The 24,679-nt window shown below is 60.3% G+C and carries 22 protein-coding genes and 1 pseudogene; 8 read left to right on the top strand and 15 right to left on the bottom strand.

All coding sequences use genetic code 11. The annotated features are described in order from the left end of the window. Window positions 1-18 precede the first annotated feature (18 nt). Genes H096_RS13325 through rfbB form a run of 7 tightly spaced genes read right to left on the bottom strand, consistent with a single transcriptional unit; the run spans window position 19 to window position 7,095 of the window. Window positions 19-474, bottom strand: coding sequence for a YiiD C-terminal domain-containing protein (locus H096_RS13325; protein ID WP_033898712.1), 456 nt, complete (start codon window positions 472-474; stop codon window positions 19-21). 26 nt (window positions 475-500) lie between these two features. Further along, window positions 501-1,877 (bottom strand): sigma-54 dependent transcriptional regulator, encoded by a 1,377-nt coding sequence (locus H096_RS13320; protein WP_033898710.1) that lies wholly within the window; start codon window positions 1,875-1,877, stop codon window positions 501-503. Beyond that, entirely contained in the window at window positions 1,874-3,682 is a 1,809-nt protein-coding gene (locus H096_RS13315; RefSeq protein ID WP_033898706.1) for an ATP-binding protein, read from the bottom strand. Before H096_RS13315 ends, H096_RS13320 begins: the two co-directional genes overlap by 4 nt. Window positions 3,683-3,718: 36 nt before the next feature. After that, window positions 3,719-4,600 (bottom strand): dTDP-4-dehydrorhamnose reductase, encoded by an 882-nt coding sequence (gene rfbD, locus H096_RS13310; RefSeq protein WP_033898700.1) that lies wholly within the window; start codon window positions 4,598-4,600, stop codon window positions 3,719-3,721. Beyond that, on the bottom strand, window positions 4,597-5,142 hold the full coding sequence (rfbC, locus tag H096_RS13305) for a dTDP-4-dehydrorhamnose 3,5-epimerase (RefSeq protein WP_033898696.1): 546 nt from the start codon (window positions 5,140-5,142) through the stop codon (window positions 4,597-4,599). Before rfbC ends, rfbD begins: the two co-directional genes overlap by 4 nt. Next, the gene (rfbA, locus tag H096_RS13300; RefSeq protein WP_033898695.1) at window positions 5,123-6,016 is read right to left on the bottom strand and encodes a glucose-1-phosphate thymidylyltransferase RfbA; all 894 of its coding nucleotides are present in this window, start codon (window positions 6,014-6,016) and stop codon (window positions 5,123-5,125) included. The genes rfbC and rfbA overlap by 20 nt, the downstream gene beginning before the upstream one ends. After that, window positions 6,013-7,095 (bottom strand): dTDP-glucose 4,6-dehydratase, encoded by a 1,083-nt coding sequence (gene rfbB, locus H096_RS13295; RefSeq protein ID WP_033898694.1) that lies wholly within the window; start codon window positions 7,093-7,095, stop codon window positions 6,013-6,015. Before rfbB ends, rfbA begins: the two co-directional genes overlap by 4 nt. 152 nt (window positions 7,096-7,247) lie before the next feature. Here rfbB and H096_RS13290 point away from each other — a divergent pair, with 152 nt between their 5' ends. The 3 genes from H096_RS13290 (at window position 7,248) to H096_RS13280 (ending at window position 11,829) form a co-directional block, all read left to right on the top strand. Continuing rightward, window positions 7,248-10,148: an aminotransferase gene (locus H096_RS13290; protein ID WP_033898693.1), complete on the top strand. Its 2,901-nt coding sequence runs from the start codon at window positions 7,248-7,250 to the stop codon at window positions 10,146-10,148. 124 nt (window positions 10,149-10,272) lie between these two features. Continuing rightward, a complete protein-coding gene (gene aguA / locus H096_RS13285) occupies window positions 10,273-11,379 on the top strand; it encodes an agmatine deiminase (protein WP_033898692.1) in 1,107 nt (368 codons plus the stop codon). Between the two features lie 234 nt (window positions 11,380-11,613). After that, complete coding sequence (locus tag H096_RS13280; RefSeq protein ID WP_033898691.1) at window positions 11,614-11,829, top strand: hypothetical protein; 216 nt, start codon at window positions 11,614-11,616, stop codon at window positions 11,827-11,829. A gap of 59 nt (window positions 11,830-11,888) precedes the next feature. Here H096_RS13280 and H096_RS13275 read toward each other — a convergent pair whose 3' ends face one another. Continuing rightward, entirely contained in the window at window positions 11,889-13,976 is a 2,088-nt protein-coding gene (locus tag H096_RS13275; RefSeq protein WP_033898689.1) for a TonB-dependent siderophore receptor, read from the bottom strand. A gap of 411 nt (window positions 13,977-14,387) precedes the next feature. Here H096_RS13275 and H096_RS13270 point away from each other — a divergent pair, with 411 nt between their 5' ends. The 3 genes from H096_RS13270 to H096_RS13260 all read left to right on the top strand — a co-directional run bounded on the left by H096_RS13270 (window position 14,388) and on the right by H096_RS13260 (window position 16,834). Further along, window positions 14,388-15,704, top strand: a complete 1,317-nt coding sequence (locus H096_RS13270) for an OprD family porin (RefSeq protein WP_033898687.1) — start codon at window positions 14,388-14,390, stop codon at window positions 15,702-15,704. A gap of 204 nt (window positions 15,705-15,908) precedes the next feature. Then, window positions 15,909-16,112, top strand: a complete 204-nt coding sequence (locus H096_RS13265) for a 4-oxalocrotonate tautomerase family protein (protein WP_016979078.1) — start codon at window positions 15,909-15,911, stop codon at window positions 16,110-16,112. A gap of 20 nt (window positions 16,113-16,132) precedes the next feature. Beyond that, window positions 16,133-16,834 (top strand): SDR family oxidoreductase, encoded by a 702-nt coding sequence (locus H096_RS13260; protein ID WP_033898685.1) that lies wholly within the window; start codon window positions 16,133-16,135, stop codon window positions 16,832-16,834. Between the two features lie 15 nt (window positions 16,835-16,849). Here H096_RS13260 and H096_RS13255 read toward each other — a convergent pair whose 3' ends face one another. After that, the gene (locus H096_RS13255; protein WP_033898684.1) at window positions 16,850-17,737 is read right to left on the bottom strand and encodes an AraC family transcriptional regulator; all 888 of its coding nucleotides are present in this window, start codon (window positions 17,735-17,737) and stop codon (window positions 16,850-16,852) included. Window positions 17,738-17,859: 122 nt separating this feature from the next. Here H096_RS13255 and H096_RS13250 point away from each other — a divergent pair, with 122 nt between their 5' ends. Further along, window positions 17,860-18,351: a hypothetical protein gene (locus H096_RS13250; protein ID WP_033898683.1), complete on the top strand. Its 492-nt coding sequence runs from the start codon at window positions 17,860-17,862 to the stop codon at window positions 18,349-18,351. Here the strand turns inward: H096_RS13250 and H096_RS13245 are convergent. The 6 genes and pseudogenes from H096_RS13245 to H096_RS33165 form a co-directional block, all read right to left on the bottom strand. Beyond that, window positions 18,335-19,084, bottom strand: coding sequence for a hypothetical protein (locus H096_RS13245; protein WP_033898681.1), 750 nt, complete (start codon window positions 19,082-19,084; stop codon window positions 18,335-18,337). The two genes, H096_RS13250 and H096_RS13245, sit on opposite strands and share 17 nt — an antisense overlap. Before the next feature lie 13 nt (window positions 19,085-19,097). Further along, window positions 19,098-19,913 carry a phosphatase PAP2 family protein gene (locus H096_RS13240; RefSeq protein WP_033898680.1) on the bottom strand — a complete coding sequence of 272 codons (816 nt, stop codon included), beginning with the start codon at window positions 19,911-19,913 and terminating at the stop codon, window positions 19,098-19,100. A 14-nt stretch (window positions 19,914-19,927) separates the two neighbouring features. Beyond that, on the bottom strand, window positions 19,928-20,773 hold the full coding sequence (locus H096_RS13235; protein WP_033898677.1) for a MipA/OmpV family protein: 846 nt from the start codon (window positions 20,771-20,773) through the stop codon (window positions 19,928-19,930). A 15-nt stretch (window positions 20,774-20,788) separates the two neighbouring features. Next, on the bottom strand, window positions 20,789-21,823 hold the full coding sequence (locus H096_RS13230; protein ID WP_033898676.1) for a DUF1254 domain-containing protein: 1,035 nt from the start codon (window positions 21,821-21,823) through the stop codon (window positions 20,789-20,791). Between the two features lie 147 nt (window positions 21,824-21,970). Further along, window positions 21,971-22,954 (bottom strand): AraC family transcriptional regulator, encoded by a 984-nt coding sequence (locus H096_RS13225; protein WP_033898674.1) that lies wholly within the window; start codon window positions 22,952-22,954, stop codon window positions 21,971-21,973. A 166-nt stretch (window positions 22,955-23,120) separates the two neighbouring features. Further along, a pseudogene (locus tag H096_RS33165) lies at window positions 23,121-23,221 on the bottom strand (DUF3077 domain-containing protein); the annotation flags it as partial. A gap of 755 nt (window positions 23,222-23,976) precedes the next feature. Between H096_RS33165 and H096_RS13220 the strand changes: the two are divergent. Next, window positions 23,977-24,654 (top strand): phospholipase D family protein, encoded by a 678-nt coding sequence (locus tag H096_RS13220; protein ID WP_051422021.1) that lies wholly within the window; start codon window positions 23,977-23,979, stop codon window positions 24,652-24,654. Window positions 24,655-24,679: the final 25 nt, after the last annotated feature.

Below are 24,679 nucleotides of genomic sequence, written 5' to 3'. Positions count from 1 at the left end.
GCATTTGTGGGGTGGCGGTTAGCGGTGTAGGACGTACTGGCCTGTGAAGGCAACGGCGCGTTCTTCGCTACCTTCATTCACAATCCACGTCTCCAGCGTCAACCGCGCGCGGCCATAGCGCTTGTAGGTCGCCAGGAACCGCTGCCACACCTTTTCCTCGGGTGCTGTGCAAATCGCGGTCGCATCCCGCGTGACCGGCAGCGGATAGCTGATCTGTCCTTCCTGAATCACAATATGCCCGTCCTCAATCCCTTCTTCCCGCAACTGCAAGTGCAGCCAGCCCCAGCCCGCCAGTACCGCGCCGCAATATAAACTTCCGCCGAACATGGTGCTTTTGTGGTTGATGTTGGCTTGCAAGGGCAGATGCAGTTCCAGCCGCCCCTGTTTCCAGTCGAGCACCTTGAGGCCCATTTCCCGGGTGAGGGGGATGTCGTGGTGCAGGATGGATTCCAGGTAACGGCTGTCGCGGTTCATGGCGGCCTCTTGGCGGGTGGGGGCTGTCATTCGTCGTCGCTGCTTTGGTTGGCGAAGTTCAGGCCATGCTTGCGCAGCTTGTCGTGCAGGGTCTTGCGCGGTACGCCCAAGGCTTCAGCGAGGCTGCGCATGGAGCTGTGGGGGCGGGTCAGCTCGGCGGCGATCAGGCTTTTTTCGAACTGCTCGACTTGCTCGCTCAGGCCGCCAGGCGTGGAGGTCAGCACGCCAGCTGATGGATTGTCCGGTGTGTTGTCCAGCGCCAGTTCCAGGCCCAGAGCAAAGCGCTCGGCGGCGTTCTGCAATTCGCGCACATTGCCTGGCCAGCTATGGCGCAGCAGCAGCGCGCGCTGGCCGGGTTGCAGTTCGTGCAGCGGCAGGCCGTGGCGGCTGCTGGCCTCATCGGCGAAGTGCTGGAACAGCATCAGCGCATCCTCGCCCCGCTCGCGCAGCGGCGGAATACGCAGCGGCGCGACGTTGAGGCGGTAATACAAGTCGGCGCGGAAACGGCCCTGGTCGGCCGACTGGCGCAGGTCTTCCTTGGTCGCGGCGATGATGCGGATATCCAGCGGGATCAGCTGATTGCCGCCCAGGCGCTCCACCACCCGCTCCTGCAACAGGCGCAGGAGTTTCACCTGTACATCCAGGCTCATGCTTTCGATTTCATCGAGGAACAAGGTGCCGCCGTTGGCGAATTCGAACTTGCCGATACGGCGTTTCTGCGCGCCGGTAAAGGCGCCGGGTTCGTGGCCGAACAGTTCGCTTTCCACCACCGACTCGGCCAAGGCGCCTGCGTTGATCGCCACAAACGGGCCGCTGCGGCGGCTCGACAAATCATGCAGCGCGCGCGCTACCACCTCTTTGCCGGCGCCGGTTTCACCGAGGATCAGCACATCGGCCTTGGTCGCGGCCAGGGCGCCGATCTGCTCGCGCAGGCGCAGCATTTGCGGCGAGTGGCCCACCAGGCGCGTGCTCAGTTGCTGGCGGTCGCTGAGAGCAAGACGCAGGCTGCGGTTGTCCAGCACCAGCCGGCGCAGGGCCAGGGCGCGGCGCACGCTGTCGAGCAGGGCGTCGCTGGCAAACGGTTTTTCCAGGAAGTCATAGGCGCCGGCGCGCATAGCTTGCACCGCCAGCGGCACGTCGCCGTGGCCGGTGATCAGCAGCACCGGCAGGTCTGGGTCCTGGCCATGCAGTTCGGCGAGCAGCTCCAAGCCGTCCATGCCGGGCATGCGGATGTCGCTGACCACCACGCCCGGCCAGTCCCGCGACAGGCGCGCGGTGAGGCCGGTGGCTTCGCCCAGGGTCAGGACCTTCAGCCCGGCCAGGTCCAGGGTCTGGCACAGGGCCTGACGCAGGTGTGGATCGTCGTCGATCAACACCACCTGAATCTGGTTATCGATACTCATACACTGCGGTCCTCGGACGGTTGCAGACTGACGCCCGGCGCACCGGCACGCAATTTCAAGGTTAACAGCGCGCCGCCTTCCTTGTGGTTGGCAAACAGCAGTTCGCCGCCAAAGGCACGCATCAGGGTGTCACAGATTGCCAGCCCCAAGCCAAGCCCCTGGGTGCGGGTCTTGGTGGTGTAGAACGGCTCGCTGGCGCGGCCCAGGGCCTCCATGCAAAAGCCCGGGCCGTTGTCGCGAATGTACAGGTTGACGCCCTGTTCGGTGGTTTCGGCACTCAGCCAGAGTTTACGCGGCGGGCCTTTTTCGGTGAGCGCGTCGAGGGCGTTGGCCAGCAGGTTGCCCAGCACCTGACGCAGGCGGGTTTCACCGGCCTGGACCCACAGCGTCGCTTCGGGCAAATCGCGGATCAGCTCGACCTCCATCGACCGCCGCCGCTTGGCCAGCAACGCCAGTGCATCATCCAGGGCCGGTTGCAGGGCCACACTCTCGGGCGCATGGCGGTCGCGGCGGGCAAAGGCGCGCAGGTGGGCGATGATCGAGGCCATGCGCCCGGTCAGCTCGCTGATCAGTTTGAGATTGCCCCGTGCATCGGTGGTGCGCTCATGGTCGAGCAGGATTTCAGCATTCTCTGCATAGCTGCGAATCGCCGCCAGGGGCTGATTGAGTTCATGGCTGATGCTCGCCGACATGGTGCCCAGAGCCGACAGTTTGCCCGCCTGCACCAGGTCATCCTGGGCGCGTACCAACTCCTGCTGGGCGTGTTCGCGCTCCAGCACTTCCTGTTTCAGGCGCCGGTTGAGGCCTTCGAGGTCACTGGTCCGCTCCACCACCCGCGCTTCCAGCTCGCGACGGGCCTTGGCTTCGAACGCAATGCGTTCCAGGTAATGGCGGCGACGTTGCATCATCAAACCGAGCAGCAACATCAACACCAACAGCGTAGCGCCGCCCACGGCGACCACCGTGCGCACCGGGCGGTTGATCAGCGAGCGCGGCGCGAGGATTTCCACGTTCCAGCCGGTTTCGGCGATGGCCGTGGATTGGCGCAGCCAGGCGGTGTTGCTCAGGCTCAGCGGCTGTGGATCGCGGGTCGGGTAGGGCTGGATGGCGATGATGGCCTGGCGTTCTTCAGCCGTCAGTGGCCGGGTGGCGCGGAATCGCCATTGTGGGCGTGAGGTCAGGATCACCACGCCATTGTGGTCGGTGACCAGCAGTTGCTCCGGGGTGTTGCCCCACAGGCTTTCGGTGTGGTCCAGGTCGACCTTGACCACCAGCACGCCGATGATCGTATCGCCATCACGCACGGCGGCGGCGAAGAAGTAACCACGCTTGGCCGAGGTGGTGCCCAACCCGAAAAACCGCCCCAGGCGTCCGTCCATGGCCTCGCTGAAATAAGGCCGGAACGAGAAGTTGCGCCCGACGAAGCTGTCTTGCTTGTCCCAGTTGGACGCGGCCAGGGTCTTGCCGGTGGTGTCCATCAGATACATCACCTCCACCCCGGCCTGGGCGGCGACGTCCTTGAGCAGCAGGTTGGCGTTGACCAGATTGGTGCTGACCCCAGGCGCATCCAGCGCGGTGCGCAAGGCCGGCAAGTCGCCGAGAATCTGCGGCAGCACCTCATAACGGTGCAGCGTGCCAAGTAAGTTGGCCACGTACAGGTCGAGGGTCTGGCGGTTCTGGCCGGCCAACTCACTACGGTAATAACGCTCGGCCAGGTGCTCCAGCGGCCACAGCAGCGGTGCCAGGCACAACGCCAACAAGGCGAGGCTGCGCCAGCGGGGTCTACGTGGGAGGGGTGGAGTCATGGGAGTCGTGCGCCTGTGGGTACAGGCGCATTATGCCTAGTGCAGCTCTGCAAGACACTCGCGCAATGCGTCTTGCCAGTGGGGCAGGCTGACGTGCCATTGCTGCTGCAGGCGGCTGCAATCGAGACGCGAGTTCAGCGGGCGCTTGGCGGGCGTTGGATAAGCGCTGGAAGGGATCGGCTCCAGTTCGGCGCAGGCCTTGCCCTGTTCGCGCAGGTGCTCGCCAATGGCCTCGGCAAAGCCGAACCATGAGGTTTCGCCTGCGGCGCTCAGGTGATAAATGCCCCATTCCCCCGATTTGCCGGCTTGCCAGCGCTCGATCAATGCACGCGTGCTGTTGGCAATGCTGACGGCCCAGGTCGGCGCGCCGATCTGGTCGGCAACGATGCGCATCTGTGGCTTCTCCTGCAGCAAGCGCTGCATGGTCAGCAGGAAGTTCTTACCGTGGCTGGAGTAGACCCAACTGGTGCGCAGGATCAGGTATTGGCCACCGACGGCGGCTATCGCTTGCTCGCCGGCCAGTTTGCTCTGGCCGTAGACGCCCAGCGGGTTTGGCGTGTCGGCTTCGGTGTAGGGGGCTGGCTTGCTGCCGTCGAACACGTAGTCGGTGGAATAGTGGATCAGCGGGATGCCTAGGGTTTTGGCTTCCTCCGCGAGAGCACCGGGGGCAATGGCGTTGATGGCGAAGGCGGCGTCCGGCTCGCTTTCGGCCAGATCGACCGCAGTGTGGGCAGCGGCGTTGATGATCAGGTCGGGACGATGGTTGCGCACTTGCTGGCGAATGTGGTCTGCGTTAGCCAGGTCAAGCTGGCTGCGGCCCAGAACCACGAGTTCGCCCAGGCCTTGGAGCCGAGTTTGCAGTTCATGGGAGACTTGGCCGTGTTGGCCGGTGATGAGAATTTTCAAGGACGCGGTCATGGAAACAGATCCGCATCTCTGAGGCTTATGCCGTTTTGATCCTTGGCGGATAAGGTTGGGGAACCGTTGAGTTGCCAGTCGATATTGAGTTCTGGATCGTCCCAGCGGATGCAGCGTTCGGCAGAGGGGGTGTAGTAGTCGGTTGTCTTGTAGAGGAACTCGGCGTATTCGCTGAGCACTACAAAGCCATGGGCAAACCCCGGAGGAATCCACAGTTGGCGGCTGTTGTTCGCAGATAACCGCACGCCTGCCCACTTGCCGAATGCCGGTGAACTGCGGCGGATATCGACCGCTACATCCAATACTTCCCCGGCAGTCACACGCACCAGCTTGCCTTGGGCGTGTTCCACTTGGTAGTGCAGGCCCCGCAACACGCCTCGTTGCGAACGTGAGTGGTTGTCCTGCACAAACTCTTGTTGCAGCCCGGTAGCGTGGGCAAAGTCCCGGGCATTGAAACTCTCATAGAAAAAACCGCGTTCATCGCCAAAAACCTTCGGCTCGATGATCAAAACACCGGGCAACTCAGTGGCGGATACATTCATATGGATTATCCCCTGCGAGGGTGAACAAGTATTGACCATAGCCGGTCTTGCCAAAATATTTGGCTCGTTCCAGCAAATACTCACGATCAATCCAGCGATTCTGGTAAGCAATTTCTTCCAGGCATGCCACTTTCAGGCCCTGGCGGTGTTCAATGGTTTGCACATACAGCGAGGCTTCCAGCAGGCTGTCGTGGGTGCCGGTATCGAGCCAGGCGAAACCTCGGCCGAAGCGTTCCACATGAAGGTCGCCGCGCTTGAGGTAGGTGTTGTTCACGTCCGTGATCTCCAGCTCGCCGCGGTGCGAGGGCTTGACCGCCTTGGCGATGTCGATCACGTCGTTGTCGTAGAAGTACAGGCCGGTCACGGCATAGGGTGACTTTGGCTTGAGAGGCTTTTCTTCGATGGAGAGGGCCCGGCCTTCCTGGTCGAAATCGATCACGCCAAAACGCTCCGGGTCCTTGACCCAGTAGCCGAATACCGTGGCGCCGGAAGGACGCTTGGCTGCTGCACGTAGTTGATCGCCGAAATACGCACCGTGGAAAATGTTGTCGCCCAGGATCAGGCAGACAGGATCAGTGCCTATGAATTCTTCGCCGATGATAAATGCCTGGGCCAGACCATCCGGAGAGGGTTGTTCCGCATAGCTGAACCGCACCCCGAACTGGCTGCCATCCCCGAGCAGGTTGCGGTACTGGGGTAAATCCACCGGGGTGGAAATTATCAGGATGTCCTTGATGCCCGCCAGCATCAGTACCGAGATCGGGTAGTAGATCATCGGCTTGTCATACACCGGCAGCAATTGCTTGGACACGCCCAGGGTAATGGGGTGCAAACGGGTGCCTGAGCCACCGGCCAATACGATTCCCTTCATCATGCAATCAGATCCTTCATGTCGGTATTGCCCAATCGTTCACCCTGATAACTACCGTCCTGCACCCTGCGGCACCACTCCAGGTTATCGAGGTACCACTGCACGGTCTTGCGCAGACCGGTCTCGAAGGTTTCCTCAGGAACCCAGCCTAGCTCACGTTCGATCTTGCTGGCATCGATTGCATAACGCTGATCGTGGCCTGGGCGGTCTTTGACGAACGTGATCAGGTCGGTGAACCGCTCGACGCCGGAGGGGCGTTGTGGTGCCAATTCTTCCAGCAAACCACAGATGCCGCGTACGACGTCGATGTTTTTTTGCTCATTGTGGCCACCGATATTGTAGGTCTCGCCAACGACACCTTCGGTTACAACCTTCAGCAATGCGCGCGCATGGTCTTCTACGAAGAGCCAGTCACGCACCTGTAAACCATCACCATAGACCGGGAGTGGCTTGCCGGCGAGTGCGTTGAGTATTACCAGCGGAATCAGCTTCTCCGGGAAGTGGAACGGCCCGTAGTTGTTTGAGCAGTTGGTCAGCAAGACGGGCAGGCCGTAGGTACGCTGCCATGCGCGCACCAAGTGATCGGACGCAGCTTTGCTGGCCGAGTAGGGCGAACTGGGTGCGTACGGGGTGGTCTCGGTGAACAGGTCGTCTACGCCATGCAGGTCGCCATACACTTCGTCGGTCGAGATGTGGTGGAAACGAAAGGCGCTCTTGGCCGGCTCTGCCAACCTGTGCCAATAAGCGCGGGCAGCTTCCAGCAGGCTGTAGGTGCCGACGATATTGGTCTGGATAAAGTCCGATGGACCGTCAATGGATCGGTCGACATGAGACTCTGCCGCCAAATGCATGATCGCCTGGGGCTCGAAGCGCTCCAGCACGGTACTGACGGCGGCCTGGTCGATGATATCGGCTTGGACAAACTCATAGCGGCTGTTGGACGCGATGCTGCTCAGCGACTCCAGGTTACCGGCGTAAGTGAGTTTGTCCAGGTTGAGCACTTCGTGCTCGGTATGTTGAATCAGGTGGCGGATCAGGGCGGAGCCGATAAACCCGGCGCCACCGGTGATGAGAATGCGCATGTCGGAGGGCCTTTTCCTTAGACGGACATCAAGCGAGTGAAGCATAGCTTGAGTTGTGTGGCGGGCAGGAGCAAGTGCGGCATGCGTCAGGGGTTGCCTAATCCCCCTGAACAATGGCGATATACACGCCTAAAAAAGCCGAGGCCAACCCCATGCTGCTCGCCACCCTGATCCATCGCGCCAGTCTACCCTGCCCGCAAGTAGGCCCCGACCAGGCGGCTCGGTTGCTCGAACAGCATTACGGCCTCACTGGCACCTTGCAATCATTGGGCAGCCAACAAGACCTCAACTACAAAGTCGACAGCCCTCGCGGCCGGTTTGTTCTGAAAATCTGCCGGGGTGACTACGCCGCGTTAGAGTTGCACGCCCAACACGCCGCACTCAATAGCCTGCAGGCTGTACGCGTACCCAAGGTCATCAAGTCCTTGACGGGGGACGAGCTGTTGACCCTGAGCCTCGACGGCCAGGCCCTGCACGTGCGGGTGCTGGACTATATCGATGGCCAGCCGTTGACCCATCTGCCTCACCTGGGGCGCAGGGTGATCGCCGGGTTTGGTGACCTGTGTGGGCGCATGAGTCAGGCGCTGGCGCGGTTCGAGCATCCGGGCCTGGACCGCACGCTGCAATGGGACCCGCGCCACGCGCAGGCTTTGATCACGCATCTGCTGGCGACGCTGGACAATCTTGCGCACCGCCCGGCACTGGAGCAAGTGGCCGAGCAGGTCGAAAAGCGTATCCGCCCCCTGGCCGATCACCTGCCGTGGCAAGCAGTGCATATGGACATCACCGACGACAACGTGGTGTGGCAACGTGATGCTCAACGTCATTGGCAACTTCAAGGCGTGATCGATTTTGGTGACCTCGTGCACACCTGGCGCATTGCCGATCTGTCGGTGACTTGTGCGGCATTGCTGCACCACGCCGACGGCGATCCCTTTGCAATCTTGCCGGCGATCCAGGCGTGCCACGCGGTGACGCCGTTGCAGCACGAAGAATTACAGGTGCTGTGGCCGCTGATCGTCGCCCGTGCGGCGGTGCTGGTGTTGAGCAGTGAGCAGCAGCAACGCTTGGATCCGGATAACAGTTACCTGCTGAAAAACGCCGAGCATGAGTGGGAAATCTTCCACGTGGCGACGTCAGTGCCGTTTGAGTTGATGGAGGCGGCGATTCTGGGATGTGTCAGTCAGGCGCCCGCACCGATCGCCAGCCAGGGTTTTGCGCCCTTGTTGCCGGGGTTGGTGGGGCGCGAGTTTGCGTTGATCGACCTGGGCGTCCTCAGCCCGCATTTTGAGGCAGGAAACTGGGAGCAATCCGGCATTGATCAGCGCCTGTTACAGGAAGCAGCGGCGGTGCATGGCCTGGCGGCGAGTCGTTATGGGCAATACCGTTTGTCGCGTACCGAGGCCGACAGCGCGAATGAGCCAGAGACGTTCCCGCTGCATGTCGAACTGCACGTGCCGTTGGGTACCTCCGTCGAAGCGCCGTTTGCAGGTGTTGTGCGACGGGACGCCCACGGTGAGCTGCAGGTACACAGCAGCGAGGCAAGCGTGCGGCTATGGGGCGTTAAAGCACAGCTTCAGCCAGGTGCTGCGGTGCTGAAGGGCCAGGTGATCGGTGAGGTCGAAGGCCCGCTCACCGTGCAATTATGCCGTTTTGACTGCCCCGCCCCGCTGTTCTGCACACCTTCCCGGGCACAGGCTTGGCAAACGCTGTGCCCATCGCCGGCCGCGTTGTTGGGGCTGGCCTGCGATGCCGAGCCCGAGCTGGACCCCGAGGCCCTGCTGGCCCGTCGCGACGCCAGTTTCGCCCGTTCGCAAAAGCATTATTACGTCGACCCGCCGCGCATCGAACGTGGCTGGCGCAACCATCTGATCGATATGCAGGGCCGTTCCTACCTGGACATGCTCAACAACGTCGCAGTGTTGGGCCACGGCCACCCGCGGATGGCGGCGGTGGCGGCGCGGCAGTGGTCGTTGCTCAATACCAACTCGCGTTTCCACTACGCGGCGATTGCCGAGTTTTCCGAGCGCTTGCTGGCGCTGGCGCCTGAGGGCATGGACCGGGTATTCCTGGTCAACAGCGGCACTGAGGCCAATGACCTGGCGATCCGCCTGGCCTGGGCCTACAGCGGCGGGCGCGACATGCTCAGCGTGCTGGAGGCTTACCATGGCTGGTCGGTGGCGGCGGACGCGGTGTCCACCTCGATTGCCGATAACCCTCAGGCATTGAGCAGCCGTCCGGACTGGGTACACCCGGTGACCGCGCCCAATACTTATCGAGGCGAGTTCCGTGGGCAGGACAGTGCGCCGGATTACGTACGAAGCGTGGAACACAACCTGGCGAAAATCGCCGCGAGCAAACGCCAACTGGCGGGTTTCATCTGCGAGCCGGTGTATGGCAATGCCGGTGGTATCTCGTTGCCGCCGGGCTATTTGCAGGAGGTGTACGGACTTGTCCGCGCCCAGGGCGGCGTGTGCATCGCCGATGAAGTGCAAGTGGGTTACGGCCGGATGGGGCATTTTTTCTGGGGCTTTGAAGAACAGGGCGTGGTGCCCGATATCATTACCATGGCCAAGGGCATGGGCAATGGCCAGCCGCTGGGCGCGGTGATTACCCGGCGTGAAATTGCCGAAGCGCTGGAGGCCGAAGGTTACTTTTTCTCGTCGTCGGGAGGCAGTCCTGTCAGTTGCCGCATTGGCATGGCGGTGCTGGATGTAATGGAAGAGGAAAATCTGTGGGAAAACGCCCAGGTGGTTGGCGGGCATTTCAAGGCAAGGTTGGAGGAACTGATTGATCGTCATCCATTAGTCGGTGCCGTCCATGGTTCCGGTTTTTACCTCGGGCTGGAGTTGGTGCGCGACCGGCAAACCCTGGAACCGGCCACCGAAGAAACCACGTTGCTGTGTGATCGCCTGCGGGAGCTGGGGATTTTCATGCAGCCCACGGGTGACTATTTGAACATTCTCAAGATCAAGCCGCCGATGGTCACGTCCCGGCGTAGTGTGGATTTTTTCGTCGACATGCTGTCGAAGGTGCTCGATGAGCAACTGTGATTAATCGATTGTTATCGGCTAATCATTGTAATATTCACCCGCTATCATCCTAAGTTGCTTTTAAAGCCGATTTTTATCCGCTATAAAGTCGGCCTTCACCCCCCCATTCGGAGTCCTGATCGCCATGACCACCCTGCACAGCACCCCCCGCGCCGATGGCTTTCATATGCCTGCCGAATGGGCGCCACAGACCCAGACCTGGATGATCTGGCCTGAGCGCCCGGACAACTGGCGCCTGGGTGGCAAACCGGCGCAAGCCGCTCATGTGGCGGTGGCCAAGGCCATTGCTCGGTTTGAACCGGTCACCGTGGCGGTATCCGCCGGCCAGTACGAAAATGCCCGCGCACGCCTGGATGTGCCGAATATCCGCGTGGTCGAGATGTCCAGCGATGACGCCTGGGTGCGCGACACCGGCCCAACCTTCGTGATCAACAACAATGGCGAAGTGCGCGGTGTGAACTGGGACTTCAATGCCTGGGGCGGTTTTGATGGCGGCTTGTATTCGCCGTGGAACCGCGACGCCCAGGTCGGCGGCAAGATCCTCGAAATCGAACGCGCACCGCGCTATCGCACCGAAGGCTTTGTGCTGGAAGGCGGCTCGATCCATGTGGACGGCGAAGGCACCCTGATCACCACTGAAGAATGCCTGCTCAACCGCAATCGCAACCCACACCTCGGTCGTGCCGAGATCGAAGCCGTGCTGAGTGCCAATCTGGCTGTGGATAAAATCATCTGGCTGCCGGACGGTCTGTTCAACGACGAAACCGACGGCCATGTGGATAACTTCTGCTGCTACGTGCGCCCAGGCGAAGTGCTGCTGGCCTGGACCGACGACCCGCAAGACCCGAACTACGCGCGTTGCCACGCCGCCATGGACGTGCTGCAAAGCAGCACCGACGCCCAGGGACGCTCGTTCACAGTGCATAAAATGCCGATCCCAGGCCCGCTGTACGCGACCGAGGAAGAATGCGCGGGCGTCGACCCGGTTGACGGCAGCCAGGAGCGCAATCCGACCGTGCGGCTGGCCGGTTCCTACGTCAACTTCCTGATCGTCAACGGCGGCATCATCGCGCCGAGCTTCGACGACCCGCTGGACAGCCAGGCCAAGGCCATCCTGCAGGACCTGTTCCCGCAGCATGAAGTGGTGATGGTGCCGGGCCGCGAACTGTTACTGGGTGGCGGCAATATCCATTGCCTGACCCAACAGCAGCCAGCGCCGCACAAAAATTGAGTGCAGTTGTAACAGCACCATGACGACGAACCGGCGCTGATCGGTTCAGGCGTCCACAACAAGCCCGCGGCCCAGACAGGTCGCGGGCTTTTTTGTGTCCAAACGCCTATGGGCCCGAGACATTGGCATAGCTCTTGTATCGCCGTTGTGACAGTAGCCCAAGGCGATGACTGCGCAGTTCTGTCATAAACCTTGAGTAAGTTAGCCGCTCACGCAGTAGGAGAGAGCGCTGAAATGAATGCCGATATCAACCTGATGTACACGCGCACGTTCCACCCTTTGCGGGTCAACGGCGACGCGATCCATGCGCTGGCGCTCTGGTTGAAGGAAAACGGCTCGCGGCAGATCAGGCAACCGCCTGACCTGCGCAGCGTGATGAGTGAACGTTACCCGGCGGGGTTGTTCAGTGAGGATGAAGTGCACGCGCTGTGTGAGTTAATGAATAACTAAAGGAACACCAAAATCAAATGTGGGAGCAGGCAAGCCAGCTCCCACACGGACCGTGTTCTTCAGAAGCTGTAGGTACCTGTCACCACCAGGCTACGCGGCTCACCTGGCTGAATCTGCGCCACACTGGTCGCCGATGCGTAGTAATTTTTGTCCGCGATATTGTTCAGCGCCGCCCTCACGTCCCATTCCTTCTGACGGAACCCGGCCAGCGCATCCCAACGGCCATAACCCGGCAACACCACGGTGTTGAGGCTGTCGGCATAGCGGTCGCCCACCAGCGTCAGGCCGGTTTCTGCGTACCAGCCCATTTCCGGCTTCCAGGTGATGAACAGGCTTGCATTGCGCTTGGCCACATCGCTGACGCGCTTGCCTTCGAAGCCGTTGTTGTCCTTCTCGACCTTGGCATCCTGCAGGCCGACACCGCCGCGTACATACCAATTGCCGACGAGTTTGCCGGTGGCGGTCAGCTCCACGCCGCGTGAGCGCTGCAAGCCGCTGAGCAGGGTGATGGTGCGGTCCAGCGGGTCGCTGGTGCGGCGGTTGTAGAGTTCCAGCTCGTACACCGCCAGGGTGGTGCTCAGGCGGTCGTCGAGCCAGTCGCTCTTGACCCCGATTTCCTTCTGCTTGGTCAGCTCGGGGCTTAGGTCGTTGACGCTGCCGGCAGCATTCGGGGTGATACCGATCAAGCCGCCCCCCGCTGGGGAAAACGTCTTGCTCCACGACGCGTAGAACGAGTGGTGCTCCAGTGGCGTCCACACCAGGCCGAACCGCGGGCTGGTGCTGTGGCTTTTGACAGCCTGCTGGGCGTGGGTCAGCTTGTTCTTGGTATCCACTTCAAAGCGGTCGTAACGCAGGCCGCCCAGAACTTGCCACTGATCATTCAGGCGCAGTTGGTCCTGTACATAAAGTGCGCGGCTTTCGACTTCGGTGTGGTTGTTGCTCGACACGCTCATGCGCCCGGTATGGCTGAGGTTGCGGTTGGGCTGGTTGAGGTCCAGGCTCGGCACGGCCTGGCCGCCTCGGCTGACGGCAGTGGCGGTGTACAGCTTCGGATCGCGGCGCTGGCTGCCCAGTTCGAGGCCGGTCAGCAGGCGGTGTTCCAGGCCGTAGGTGCTGAAGCCACCTTCGAGCTCGACGTTGTTGAAGATATTGAGGGTGGTGAGGTCTTGCTGCCAGCGCTGGCGCGTGACGCTGTTGTTCGCCGGCACGTAGGCGGTTTGGTAGGTATTGTCGAAATCACTGTCGAGCTTGAACACACCGAGCGTCTGGCGCAATTGCCAGTTGTCGTTGAGTTCATAGGCCAGCTTGGAGCGCAGCGACTGGGATTTGTCGTCGATGTAATCGCGGTTATCAAAGTAGGTGGTGCTGCGGTTTACATCCGCCGGGCGACCATTGACGCCGGGAATGCCACGGTCGGGCGTGCGGTTGTAGCGGCTGTATTCGTATTGCACCAGCCAGTTCAGGTCCGGCGTGAGTTGCCAGTTCATGGACGGTGCGAACAACTGGCGATTGCCGCTGACGCCGTCGCGGAAGCTGTTGTTGTCCTGGTTGCCCATGTTCAGGCGCAGGCTGATGTTATCCGTGGGGTCAGTGCTGAGGTCGGCGTACAGACTGCGCAAGTCGTTACTGCCGCCCTGAGCTTCGATACTCGATTTATGCCCGGCCATCGGCAGCTTGCTCACGCGGTTGACGATCCCTCCCTGACCGCCTCGCCCGTAAAGCACGGCTGCTGGCCCCTTGAGCACTTCGATGCGCTCGATGTTGTGCAGGTCGCGCACATATTGGCTGTCGTCGCGAATGCCATCCAGATAGAAGTCGTTGCTCGCGTCGAAACCGCGGATGCGCAAGCTATCGAAGCGCGTGTCGGCGCCGCTGCTGACGTTAGGGATGCCGCTCAACGCCTGGCCCAGGTCATTGGTGCCATAGGACCGCAGGCTTTCGGTCTTTACCGAGTCGATGGCCTGGGGCACATAACGCACGGGTGTGTCGGTGCGAGTGGCGGTGCTGGTTTCCTTGACGCGCGGATCGTCTTCGTCAGCTTCGGCGCTGATCGACGTTTCGGGCAAAGTCGTGGCCGCACAGGCAAAACCGGCAGACAGCAGAACAGAAAGCCCAAGGGTGATGGGCGTCAGGCGAGGGGCAGGCATGGAGAAATGTATCCGAATTGTTTGGGAGGAAATTGCGCGTTAATGGTAATGCTTTGCATTTGCGTGCGTTATCTATTACCAAACGTATCGGCTTTGAAATGTGTTACGGAATGTGTTTTTTGCCGTTTTGAATGCGGTTTTTTGTCGCTTACAGGACCGCTGTAGGCGCTTCCTTAGAATTATTTCGCCTAAATACAGACGATTCGCGAAATTGACACATAGTTCCGGGCGCGACTAGGATTGCGCCCAACGCCTGTGGCTAACCGCCATGACTCATCCAATAAAAAAGGCCCGCGGCCTGTTAAGTCGTCCGCGGGCCTTCTTTTTTCCGGAATCAGTCGACACCAGAAAAAGCATTACGGAGCCTGGTGTCATAGCGCGTACTCAACCAGAAATAAGGAATACAAAAAAATGTTGAAGCAACGGATGAGTCTGATCGCTCTGGGGATTTTGAGCGCATCGACAGCAATGGCAAACGACCAGGACCAGTCCAAGGGTTTTATCGAAGACAGCCACCTGAACATCGCCGCACGTAACGCCTACATCAGCCGTGACTACAAAAATGGCAAGCAAGATAAAGCCGAATGGGGCCAAGGCTTCATCGGTAAGCTCGAATCCGGTTTCACCCAAGGCACCGTCGGTGTGGGTGTGGACGTGATCGGCCAATACGCTATTCGTCTGGACGGCGGTAAAGGCCGCGCCGGCGCCGGCGGTATCGACTTCTTCAAACAGGGCAATGGCACCACCAACCCTGACGGCTCGAACAACCCTGGCTCGGCACCACACGACCTGGCCAAGGGCGGCGCTGCCGTGAAGTTCCGCGTTTCCAACACCGTGCTCAAGTACGGTGATCAGTTCCCGGCTGTACCTGTGCTGCAGTACGACAACTCCCGTCTGTTGTCGGAAACCTACACCGGTACCTCGATCGTTTCCAAAGAGATCGCCGGTCTGCAACTGGACGCGGGTCACTTCACCAAAGAAGCCCGTAAGAGCATGGAAGGCACCGACAGCGGTCGCCTGAAAAGCATCGACTACATCGGTGGTAGCTACAAATTCACCGAGAGCCTGTCGGCCGCGCTGTACGCCTCCGACATGCAGGACGTGCTGAAGAAGCAATACGTCAACGTCAACTACGTGCTAGCCCTGCCAGAGAAGCAGTCGCTGACTTTTGACTTCAACGGCTACAAAACCAAGCTGGACAAGAGCTTCGCGCTGGAAAACCAGAAAGACGAAAACGCGCGTGACAACAAAATCTGGAGCCTGGGCGCCACGTGGGCTGTTGGCCCGCACAGCTTCACCGTCGCTCACCAGCGCAGCACCGGCGACACCGGCTACCTGTACGGCGGCTATCGCAATGCCGGCGGTATCGGCGATGGCGGTAACACCATCTTGCTGGCCAACTCCTACTGGTCCGACTTCAACGGCAAGGACGAGCGTTCTTGGCAACTGGGCTACGGCATCGATTTCGCCACCTTCGGCGTACCAGGCCTGACCTACAACGTTGCCTACGTTCGCGGTACCAACATCGACGACGGTACCAACCGTGGCGATGGCACCGAGCGTGAAATCTGGAACCAGTTCAAATATGTGGTTCAGAGCGGTCCAGCCAAAGACCTGAGCCTGCGTGCTCGTGCCTCTTGGTTGCGCGTCTCCAACAACGCTGACCAGTACAACGTAGGCGGTAACGAAATCCGTCTGTTCGCCGACTACCCGATCAACGTTTTCTAATTGATCCGGCGTCGCGCCTGATTCCAGGCGATAAAAAAACCCGACTGGTTCGGGGTTTTTTTATGCCTGGCATTCCAGCGCTGTCTTGTTACACCGCAGTACGAATGAAGTACCCGGCCCCACCTTTATCCCCTCCCGACGCAAGCCTAAATTGGCCCCACTGCCCGCCCATCACCCCGATGGCCGGCCACTGGAGTTATCGCCATGCCATTTGTCAGCCTGCGTATCACCCGTGATGGCGTTACCCCTGAGCAAAAAGCCCAGGTCATCGCTGAGTTCACCGAAACCCTCGAACGCGTCCTGCACAAACGCCCGGACCTGACCCACATCGTCATCGAAGAAGTCGATACCGATAACTGGGGCTACGCCGGCATCACCACCACCGAATACCGCAAATCCCAAGCCTGAATCCCTACTGGAGAACCCTCATGAAAAAAGTTGTCATCATCACCGGCGCATCCCAAGGTATCGGCGCCGCCGTGGTCCAGGCTTACCGCGCCCTCAACTACCGCGTAGTCGCCACGTCGCGCTCGATCCAGCCTTCCACTGACCCGGACATCCTCACCGTCGCCGGCGACATCGCCGACCCGGCCACCGCCCAGCGCGTCATCCGCGAAACCCTGGCCACCTTCGGGCGCATCGACAGCCTGATCAACAACGCCGGTATCTTCATCGCCAAGCCGTTCACGGCCTACACCCAGGAGGACTACGCCAATGTGCTCGCAGTGAACCTCAACGGCTTCTTCTACATCACCCAACTCGCCATTGCCGAGATGGAAAAGAACCACGCCGGTCACATCGTCAACGTCACCACCAGCCTGGCGGACCACGCCATTGACGGCGTGCCGTCGGTGCTCGCCAACCTCTCCAAAGGCGGGCTGAATTCAGCGACCAAGTCCCTGGCGATCGAGTACGCCAAGCGTGGCATCCGGGTGAACGCGGTGAGCCCAGGGATCATCAAGACGCCGATGCACGGCGCAGAAACCCACGCGGCGCTGGGGCAATTGCACCCGGTCGGGCATATGGGGGAAGTGAGTGATATCGCCCAGGCGATCGTCTATCTGGAACGTGCTGGGTTTGTCACCGGCGAGATTCTGCATGTCGACGGTGGGCAAAGCGCGGGTCATTGATGAACACGCCCCGGCCTACCCCGGCCGGGCGTTGTCCTCCCGTGGCGAGCGACCAAAAAAGGCTTTGTAGGCGCGGCTGAACGCCGCCTCGGACTCATAGCCAATCGCAAAGCCAATTTCGCCGATACGAGCGTCCTGTCTGGACAGCATGGTTTTCGCCAGGGTCAGGCGCCATTCATTTTGATAACGCAGCGGCGAGCGCCCGACCAGCGTAGTGAAGCGTTCACAGAAGTTCGAGCGTGACATCCCCGCAATTTCCGCCAGCGCGTCGATACGCCACTGCGTGCCCGGCGTTTCGTGAAGGGCCTTCAGCGCTCGGGCGATACGTGCATCCGACAGCCCACCCAGCCATCCAGAAGCAACACCCTGCTGCACCCAGGTGCGCAGGATGCGAATCACCACTAAGTCGATCAGGCGCGAAATCATCAACGCACCGCCCGGTTGCGTGTCATGGGCTTCAAGCAGCATGAAATGCAGGATGCCTTCCGCCCAGGCGGCAGCTTCAGCGTGCGGGATATGAATCAGCCGCGGCAGGGCAAACAGCATGGCCTGGAAACTGCTCGCGTCGAACCAGAAGCGGCAGATGACCACGCTGGTGGCCCCATCCACCGCCGTCATCACGAGGCCCGCAGGACCGTGGGGCAGCAGGATGACATCGCCTGGGTTCAAATTCTGTGCCGGTTGATCGGCCACGTCCAACTGCAGTTGGCCTTGCTGAAGCACGCAGATATGCGCGCTCTTTTCATCAAGATCGAGGGTCTGCGCGTCCGCAAGCGTGCAGGCATAAACGCGGTCGCCCGTCAGACGGATCTGCGCCAGCACCTGGGACAGCAAATCGCCCTTGGCCAGCCCTTCCAGTTGCATTTCCGGATGAATGATCAAGTTTTCCAAGGGATTCATCATATCGGTCCAATCCCGCCGTCACTAAGCTGATCCCCGAGATCATAGCGTGCCGGCGTCATCGAGATGAACGTTTGCAACGTTGGCCGTTTATGCACGTCATCCAATTACATGGGAACACTGAAATGTTCGGAATCTCCGCCCTTGGCTGGCTTCACACCCTCGGCAGCCTGCCGGCTATCCCACTGGCCGCCTACATGTTTATCAAGCACGGGCGCATCGTGCCTCGGTCGGTACCGGGAGTGTTTTATTTCGTGTCGATGCTGATCGGTGGCCTCACCGTGTTCCTGGTGGCGCATCAACCCGTCAGCAACATCATCGGTGTGATTACCCTTGCGCTGCTGTTGGCAGGTTACGGGGTAGGGCACTTGGCCTGGTTGGGGCGGGCGCGTGTCTACTTGGAAACGATCTTTTTGAGCCTGACCGCGTTCTTTCTGATGGTGCCCACCGTTTCCGAAACGTTGCGTCGCGTTCCCGATGGCCACCCCTTCGTGACAGACCTGCAATCGCCCGTGTTGCTTGGCGCACAGGCGAGTATCGCGGTGGCGCTGGTGATCGGCTTGACGGCACAAATGGTCCATCTGCGCAGAAAGGCGCGTCTCAGAACCGCCCACTGATCCCCAGCAACGGCCCTTTCTGAACGATGTCGTAGACGAAACCATCGTGACGATAATTCACGCCCATCGCCCGGTAGCCGGCCACTGCCGAGAAGCCGGGCCAGAACTCCCAGCCCGCCAGCGCCGCCAGGTCCCAGTCTTGCTTGGACTGCCCCGCGCCTGCCATGCCCCAGGATGACAACCAGAACCGCTCATTCAACGCATAGTGCCCGCGCAGCCCGGCCATGGCGTCGGCCCAGGTGGCGCTGTCGGAGCCGGATCGCCCGCCAGCGGGCCCACCATGCAAGGTGAGGGTGGTGCTGCTGTACCAGACGCGCATCCCGCCGGCCACATCCAACCGCCGGTCTGCATCCCCCCACACGGTATAGCCACCTCCCAGGAATCCGGAGGCGGTCTTGCTTTCCACCTCAAGCTTGTTGGCAAGGATGCCTCCAGGCAGGCGGCTGCGGGTGTCAGTGTCGATGTACATCAGGTCGGCGAGCACGCTGTAGGGACCACGACGCGCCTCGCCCATCAGCATCACCGACATATCCACCGTGCGTGCGATGTCGGAGAAGTCGGACTTGATAAATTGGGTGCCGGTGCTGCGATGGCCCACGTGCCCACGGATACCGGCGCCCCACAGGTAAGGTCCGCCGTTGAAGGTCCAACCCTCGCCGTCGGCGGCCGTGGCCAAGGTGGGCATTGCCGCAAAGGCGCCCAACACCAGCGTCAGGCGTCGTAAGTGCATCATGGCGTTTCTCCGATCAGTGCTGGGTCAGCGAGAGCGCCACGCTTTCCGCCCCACAGTCTTGCGTAGGTTTCAGACCGGCTTTTTGAGCCGCCTTGACCTCCTCCTTCGCCGCCGCCAAATCCGCCAGGAACGCTGGATTGGCATGCAAGCTCGCCACCGTCGCCGCGCCCATGATGCGACCGGCATCCACGTCGCTTTGCCAATGTGCGTCGCAGATGACGCGGCTCTGGCCGAAGGACAATCCACGGGTCATCAACTCGGTGGCGCGCGCCGGCTGAATCTCGGCCAGCAGCAGTCCCCAGGCCCAACCGGCAGCAGAGTGGCCGGACGGCCAGGAACCATCCGTGCGCAGCAGGGGTTCCATATCCTTGCGGCAGGTGCCTTCGTTATGTGCCACGAAAGGTCGGGTGCGGTTGTAGGCGTTCTTCCCGGCGTAGGTGGAGCCGCCGGCATCCGTCAGGGTGCGCTGCATCAAGGTATAAAGATGTGGCGTGTTTTTCTCGGTGATCGGTGTACCCATCGCGCAGGAGAAGGCTTGTGCCGGGCCCGGGAAGGCCAGCTCCGCGTCTGCCGCCGCAAGTTTTTCCCGGGCTGTGCCGCGTAGCGACAATGCAGCGCGCCGCGCTTCTTCATCCCGTGCAAGGGCTGCGGAGTCCGATTTGGGTGGCGCGCCAAGCAAGGCCAGGCGCAATGGCAGATCCTTCGCGTCAAGATAGCCAGGGGCAAGCTTGAAATGCGGGTCTGTGATCTGGGTGACGGGCTCGTCGGCAAACGCCAGCCCCGCGCCGATCAGGCCTGCCAGCCCCAGCAACATCTGATGTGTGTTCATTGATTGTTCTCTGATCAGAATCGGTACAAGGCATTCAGATAGGCGCCTGCGCCCACCTTTTCACCCGTCAGCGGGCTGTTGCGTGCGTCGGAGACCAGGGCGTAGGTCTTGAGGCCGCCTTCCAGCGCCAACTGTGGCTGCCATTGCCAGGTGAGGCCGAGCTTCAAGGTCACGTCACGCATGCCGCCGCCGGGGTGGTATTCATCGAACTGGGTGCGCGCGGCTTGTTGGGCCGTGACGCCATAGCGGGCCATCATGTCGTTCTCATTGCTCCAGGTGCCGTACAGCGTCGAGTCCAGGGTTAACGTCGAAGACAGTGCGTAGGCGGTGGCGAAGCCGGCTTCCAGGTATTTGGTACGGCCGAGGTTTTCGCCGCCGTAGTTGCGACTTTCGCTGGCTTGCAGGCCGCGAACGAACAGGCGCCCGGCGGGCAGGATCCAGTAGGCTTCTGCGCCGATCAGGGCCGTGCTGTCCAGGTTGCCCATGCCCTTGAGGTAGTCGTCACGGCCGCCCAGGGTGTGGATTCTTTCTTTGCGCCCCTGGTCGTACCCCAACAGCAGCGCTACGCCGAAGGGCGATAGCCCCGGCAAGTCCCAGCGCAGCCCGTCCGGGAAGGCCGCGGTGAACTTGCCCCAGTTTTCAGTCGGCAACACGGCCTTGAGTTTCAGTGACGGAAACGCCGCGTAGTGCGACGAACCTTCGTACAACGGGCCGACCGCCAGTCCGCCGCCAACCGTGACGGACGGCTCGCTGTTTGAGTCGTCTGCGTACGCTGGTAACGCCATCGCCACGGCGAGAGTGATACCTGTAATGAGTGTCGTCGGATGCTTGAACACGTTTGAACCACCGAGCGTTGTCATCGATTCTTTCCTGAATTAGAGAGCGACAGGCTGCGGCGTCGGAAAACGCCATTGGCCACTCAAGATCTCGTCACTCGGCTGATACAGCCGAACCGTGTAGTTCCAACCGGGCGTAGTCGGCAGGCAATTGGCGATCTTTCCGTCACAGCCGCCGAACTGGATGACAATCGAGCCGTCAGCACTTTTCTGGGCGGTTAAATTGTTCAGCGAATAAGCGTCATACGGGTTTTGCTGGAAGTAGCCGTCTGCGTTGTAAACGCTGACAGACCAGAAGCTTTTCACCGGAACATCGCCGACCTTGAGTCGGTAAACGGTCTTGCCGTCGTTCGCAGGCATCACGCCGCCGAGGTAGATGGCGTCCTTGGCCGGGTTGCCACCCCATCCTGTGGCCGTGCCGATCAGGTGATGAATCGGATTGACCTTGCCCTTGGGACCAAACGACTGGTTGTAATCGGGGATTGTCGAGCCCAGCACTTCGAGGGCTTCGCGCACTTTTGCCTGGCTGGCCGGGTCCCACTTCGGTACGACGAACTCCCCAACCTTGGCTTGTTCGACCGTGATTGCGTCCTGCAGTCCATGCACCTTTTTCAGGTCTTGGCGGTTCGTGGGGTCGAAGAAGGTGCGCACAGCGACAAACACATAACGCGTGCCCACCGCCTCTTTCGTCAGCGTCCGGCGACCGGCGCCGTAGGTGACGATGGGCACGTAGTGGTCTTCATTGATCACGGCCATCGACATGAACCGCCCCTCGGCCTCAGGCAAGGCGATCGTGACGGGCCCGGCATCGAGGTCGAATACCGCTGATGAATAGAGCGTGTCCCGATTCATCCGCACCACATTCTGTGCGTCGATGGGTACGGCTTCGCGACTATGAACAAAGCGGCCCAAGCTGCCGGTGGCAACCATTTTGCCCAAGTAGAGATCGGACTCGGCACGCGCAAAATTATCCACACCCACCGGTATCGCCGCCTCCGGGGATGACTGAGCGTGCGCACTTCCAAAAGCAGCCAGCGCCAGGGCGAAGAGGCAGGCCGTGGGTGATTGAGACATTGAAACCTCGGGGTTTTATAAGTTGGCGTTGATTTTTTGACTGTATAAGAACGCCCTGGCGCGAACTTGCCATTTGGTGCCAAAAGCTCAGCGAGCGGGCACGCGAAGGCCTCCGCTGAGCGTGGCCGGAAGGGTTAAGCGAGGGTATTAACGATCTTGTTTCAAGAGGGCGCGATAGCGCGACGGTGGGCTGCCGGTCCAGCGCTTGAAGGCACGGGTAAAGTGCGCGGGATCGCTGTAGCCGACCATGTAGGCAATTTCAGTCGCGCTGTACCGGCCGCTGGCAATCAACTGAAGGGCTTCACTGCGACGTGTCTCGTCACGCAGTGCGTCGAAGTCGATGCCGCAATGTTCCAGGCGTCGTTGCAGCGTTCGCACAGACAGCCCGATCTTTCTGGAAATAGTGACGAGCTTGGAGAGTTCCTGATCGGCAATCTGCTGGGCAAGCACGTCGGCCGCTGCCGAGGTCGAGTTCAAGGCTTGGGTGGTTTTCCAGGCGACATCCCGGACAGGCCGCAGGGGGATTTCGAGCAATTCTCGATCAAACTCGATCATGTTGTAGTCGGCGTTCATGACCAGGTTCGGGCCCAGATACTCCTCAAGCGCCTCGTCGCCTCGCTCTCGCGGGCTCTTCAAATGCACCCGTATGGCGCCAGGCGCACCCGACATGAGCGGCACTTTCCTGAGCACAGCCAGCGTTCCGAAAATCACCTGCTTGGGGTCTGCGCCATGGTGCCCGGTAAAGTGTTGGATCAACTTTGTCGTACGGCCTTCGGTGACAATCTTGACTTCGCTGCCCTGGTGCAACAAATCCGTATGCACCGCCGCTGCTGCACAGGCTTGAGCCAAACTGGTGGAACCCAGAATCAACTCGCCCCACAGGCCGGTTGAGCGCACATCGGTCAAATGCCCGATCATCGCTCCACCGAAAGGGTCCTGGGCGATGGCAGCCATTTCATTCGCGATATGAAAGCACGCCGCACGCGGCACCCAGGCTTCAGGGTTTTGGAAGACATGCGGGGAAATGCCAAAACGCCGAAAGAACTCCAACGGCGATACCCCGCGCATGCTCAGGTAGGGCGCGATCTGGCGAAGCGTGCTGAGCTTGATGGCGGGCGGGGCATTCGTCATGGGGATTGTCTCGGCCATGATGTCTTGGACGTTGAGGTGCTTGGAGCAGGGTAGCAGAGGGTGGCGCTGTTTATGGTTGAGTAAACAGCAGGAATGGGCGGGTGACAAATCGGGGGATCCCTTACGTAGCCCCGGCCCTCTCAGGGTGGGGCTCTTCAGGTGGGGGTTACTGCCTCGTAGTGCCGGTTGACTCCAACACCTTCACCACACATCAATCACCGCCTTGCTCATCTCCTGCAGGTAATGCGACGCCCAGGCATACGGGTCTAGGGGCGCTTGGTGCGCCTGCATCTTGCCGGGCTCTCAGGCCCGATCGCTGAATTGGCAGCGATGGAAGGGAGGGGAGCGTGGTGGAACGGGGGGCAATCGGGGATGCTGATGGGATGGGTGCGAAAAAAAGCAGGGTAGTGTTTTGAGCGTGGACGTTTAGTGGGCATTTTCAGGAAACGACGCCCAGAGTTTCTCGCGTTTTCCAAACCCCAGAAACCACAAAGCCCCGCATTGCGGGGCTTCGAGATATGGTGCGGCACCAGACGAACGGTAGTGGTCGGCGGGGCTAGGTTTTCTGCGGGTCTGGAATTCGGTAGAAAATTTGGCGTACCCCTACTAGTAACTATAAATAAATCAGCTAGTTATGGCGCTCAGTGGAATCGAATCGGGGATGTATGCGGCATTCACAATGCTATCGCTTGCACGTAAATCATCCAAATGGGCGTACGGCATAGTAAGCCTTCTGAGCTCGAATCTTACCGGCCATTCTCGCCATAGGTAATAAGTAAGATTCGCCTTTCACGGCATGCGGTTATCGGCCTAAAGCAGTCATTTGAGAGAACCCCACCGTTCGAACTGCCCAGCGTTTTTTTCAAGCTGCCTTCATCCTCGTAATAACCAGCCATCGTCGCCCAGGAAGCGAACATACCTGAAGACGACGAAGGGGCCCTGTATCGTTTCCATCGCGGATCATCACAGTTCCCTCACCTTCAGATAAGCTCGTAGGTTCTAAATCTGCTCCGGGACAACTGATGTTCCTGTCGTCAAAAAAATACCTAGAACAGTTTCGCAGCCTAATCGAAAGCAGCGGGGATTTATCAATTGCGGTTGCTTTCTGGGGCGAGGGTGCTCAAACGCTTATTGCCAAGGCATGGAACGGCCGGTCCTTGCGAATAATTTGCAACCTTGGTAGTGGCGGGACCAATCCACAGGTCATCCGTGAGCTGATCGAACTCGCCAAGAAAAAGCCTGGCATTCGGATCCTGACGCTGGACAACCTCCATGCAAAGGTCGCGATTAGTGAAACTACCGCAATAGTGGGGTCTGCCAATCTATCTGTGAATGGGTTGGGATTTGAAGGAGTGGAATGCGCAGGTTGGCATGAAGCCGGAATGCTGGTCCACGAGCAATCACAATTGACACAGATGCGGGAGTGGTTTGAGCGCCTGTGGCAGCAAGGTGCGGCCATATCAGAAGATCGTTTGATCAAAGCTCATATTCAGTGGGTAAAGAACCGTACAAGCCGCCCGCTCCGTGTAAACAAGCTCTTAGATGCACCCTCCAACGCTTTAAAAAATCGAAACATATACATTGCAATCTATCGACTGGAAGCTAGCGACCAAGCCAAAGCCGAAGCCGTCCAAGCAGAGAAAGACGCAAGACGATCAGATCTTCCCGATGTGCGGAATGAATCGCCCCGGGTTTCCTAGACACTCTCCAGGCTCGCTGCGTAAC

Source organism: Pseudomonas sp. FH1 (assembly GCF_000510895.2).
GTDB classification, from domain to species: domain Bacteria; phylum Pseudomonadota; class Gammaproteobacteria; order Pseudomonadales; family Pseudomonadaceae; genus Aquipseudomonas; species Aquipseudomonas azotoformans_A.
Note: the sequence above shows the minus strand (reverse complement) of the source record. Positions and strands in the feature narration are given on the sequence as shown.

What these genes read in the sequence shown, in the direction of transcription:
- H096_RS13325 (WP_033898712.1), bottom strand. Translation starts at nt 474, where the DNA reads ATGAACCGCGACAGCCGTTACCTGGAATCCATCCTGCACCACGACATC.
- H096_RS13280 (WP_033898691.1), top strand. Translation starts at nt 11,614, where the DNA reads ATGAATGCCGATATCAACCTGATGTACACGCGCACGTTCCACCCTTTG.
- H096_RS13225 (WP_033898674.1), bottom strand. Translation starts at nt 22,954, where the DNA reads ATGACGAATGCCCCGCCCGCCATCAAGCTCAGCACGCTTCGCCAGATC.
- rfbA (WP_033898695.1), bottom strand. Translation starts at nt 6,016, where the DNA reads ATGATGAAGGGAATCGTATTGGCCGGTGGCTCAGGCACCCGTTTGCAC.
- H096_RS13290 (WP_033898693.1), top strand. Translation starts at nt 7,248, where the DNA reads ATGCTGCTCGCCACCCTGATCCATCGCGCCAGTCTACCCTGCCCGCAA.
- aguA (WP_033898692.1), top strand. Translation starts at nt 10,273, where the DNA reads ATGACCACCCTGCACAGCACCCCCCGCGCCGATGGCTTTCATATGCCT.
- rfbC (WP_033898696.1), bottom strand. Translation starts at nt 5,142, where the DNA reads ATGAATGTATCCGCCACTGAGTTGCCCGGTGTTTTGATCATCGAGCCG.
- H096_RS13275 (WP_033898689.1), bottom strand. Translation starts at nt 13,976, where the DNA reads ATGCCTGCCCCTCGCCTGACGCCCATCACCCTTGGGCTTTCTGTTCTG.
- H096_RS13260 (WP_033898685.1), top strand. Translation starts at nt 16,133, where the DNA reads ATGAAAAAAGTTGTCATCATCACCGGCGCATCCCAAGGTATCGGCGCC.
- H096_RS13265 (WP_016979078.1), top strand. Translation starts at nt 15,909, where the DNA reads ATGCCATTTGTCAGCCTGCGTATCACCCGTGATGGCGTTACCCCTGAG.
- H096_RS13240 (WP_033898680.1), bottom strand. Translation starts at nt 19,913, where the DNA reads ATGAACACACATCAGATGTTGCTGGGGCTGGCAGGCCTGATCGGCGCG.
- H096_RS13315 (WP_033898706.1), bottom strand. Translation starts at nt 3,682, where the DNA reads ATGACTCCACCCCTCCCACGTAGACCCCGCTGGCGCAGCCTCGCCTTG.
- H096_RS13250 (WP_033898683.1), top strand. Translation starts at nt 17,860, where the DNA reads ATGTTCGGAATCTCCGCCCTTGGCTGGCTTCACACCCTCGGCAGCCTG.
- H096_RS13220 (WP_051422021.1), top strand. Translation starts at nt 23,977, where the DNA reads ATGTTCCTGTCGTCAAAAAAATACCTAGAACAGTTTCGCAGCCTAATC.
- H096_RS13245 (WP_033898681.1), bottom strand. Translation starts at nt 19,084, where the DNA reads ATGATGCACTTACGACGCCTGACGCTGGTGTTGGGCGCCTTTGCGGCA.
- H096_RS13320 (WP_033898710.1), bottom strand. Translation starts at nt 1,877, where the DNA reads ATGAGTATCGATAACCAGATTCAGGTGGTGTTGATCGACGACGATCCA.
- rfbD (WP_033898700.1), bottom strand. Translation starts at nt 4,600, where the DNA reads ATGACCGCGTCCTTGAAAATTCTCATCACCGGCCAACACGGCCAAGTC.
- H096_RS13235 (WP_033898677.1), bottom strand. Translation starts at nt 20,773, where the DNA reads ATGACAACGCTCGGTGGTTCAAACGTGTTCAAGCATCCGACGACACTC.
- H096_RS13270 (WP_033898687.1), top strand. Translation starts at nt 14,388, where the DNA reads ATGTTGAAGCAACGGATGAGTCTGATCGCTCTGGGGATTTTGAGCGCA.
- H096_RS13255 (WP_033898684.1), bottom strand. Translation starts at nt 17,737, where the DNA reads ATGATGAATCCCTTGGAAAACTTGATCATTCATCCGGAAATGCAACTG.
- H096_RS13230 (WP_033898676.1), bottom strand. Translation starts at nt 21,823, where the DNA reads ATGTCTCAATCACCCACGGCCTGCCTCTTCGCCCTGGCGCTGGCTGCT.
- rfbB (WP_033898694.1), bottom strand. Translation starts at nt 7,095, where the DNA reads ATGCGCATTCTCATCACCGGTGGCGCCGGGTTTATCGGCTCCGCCCTG.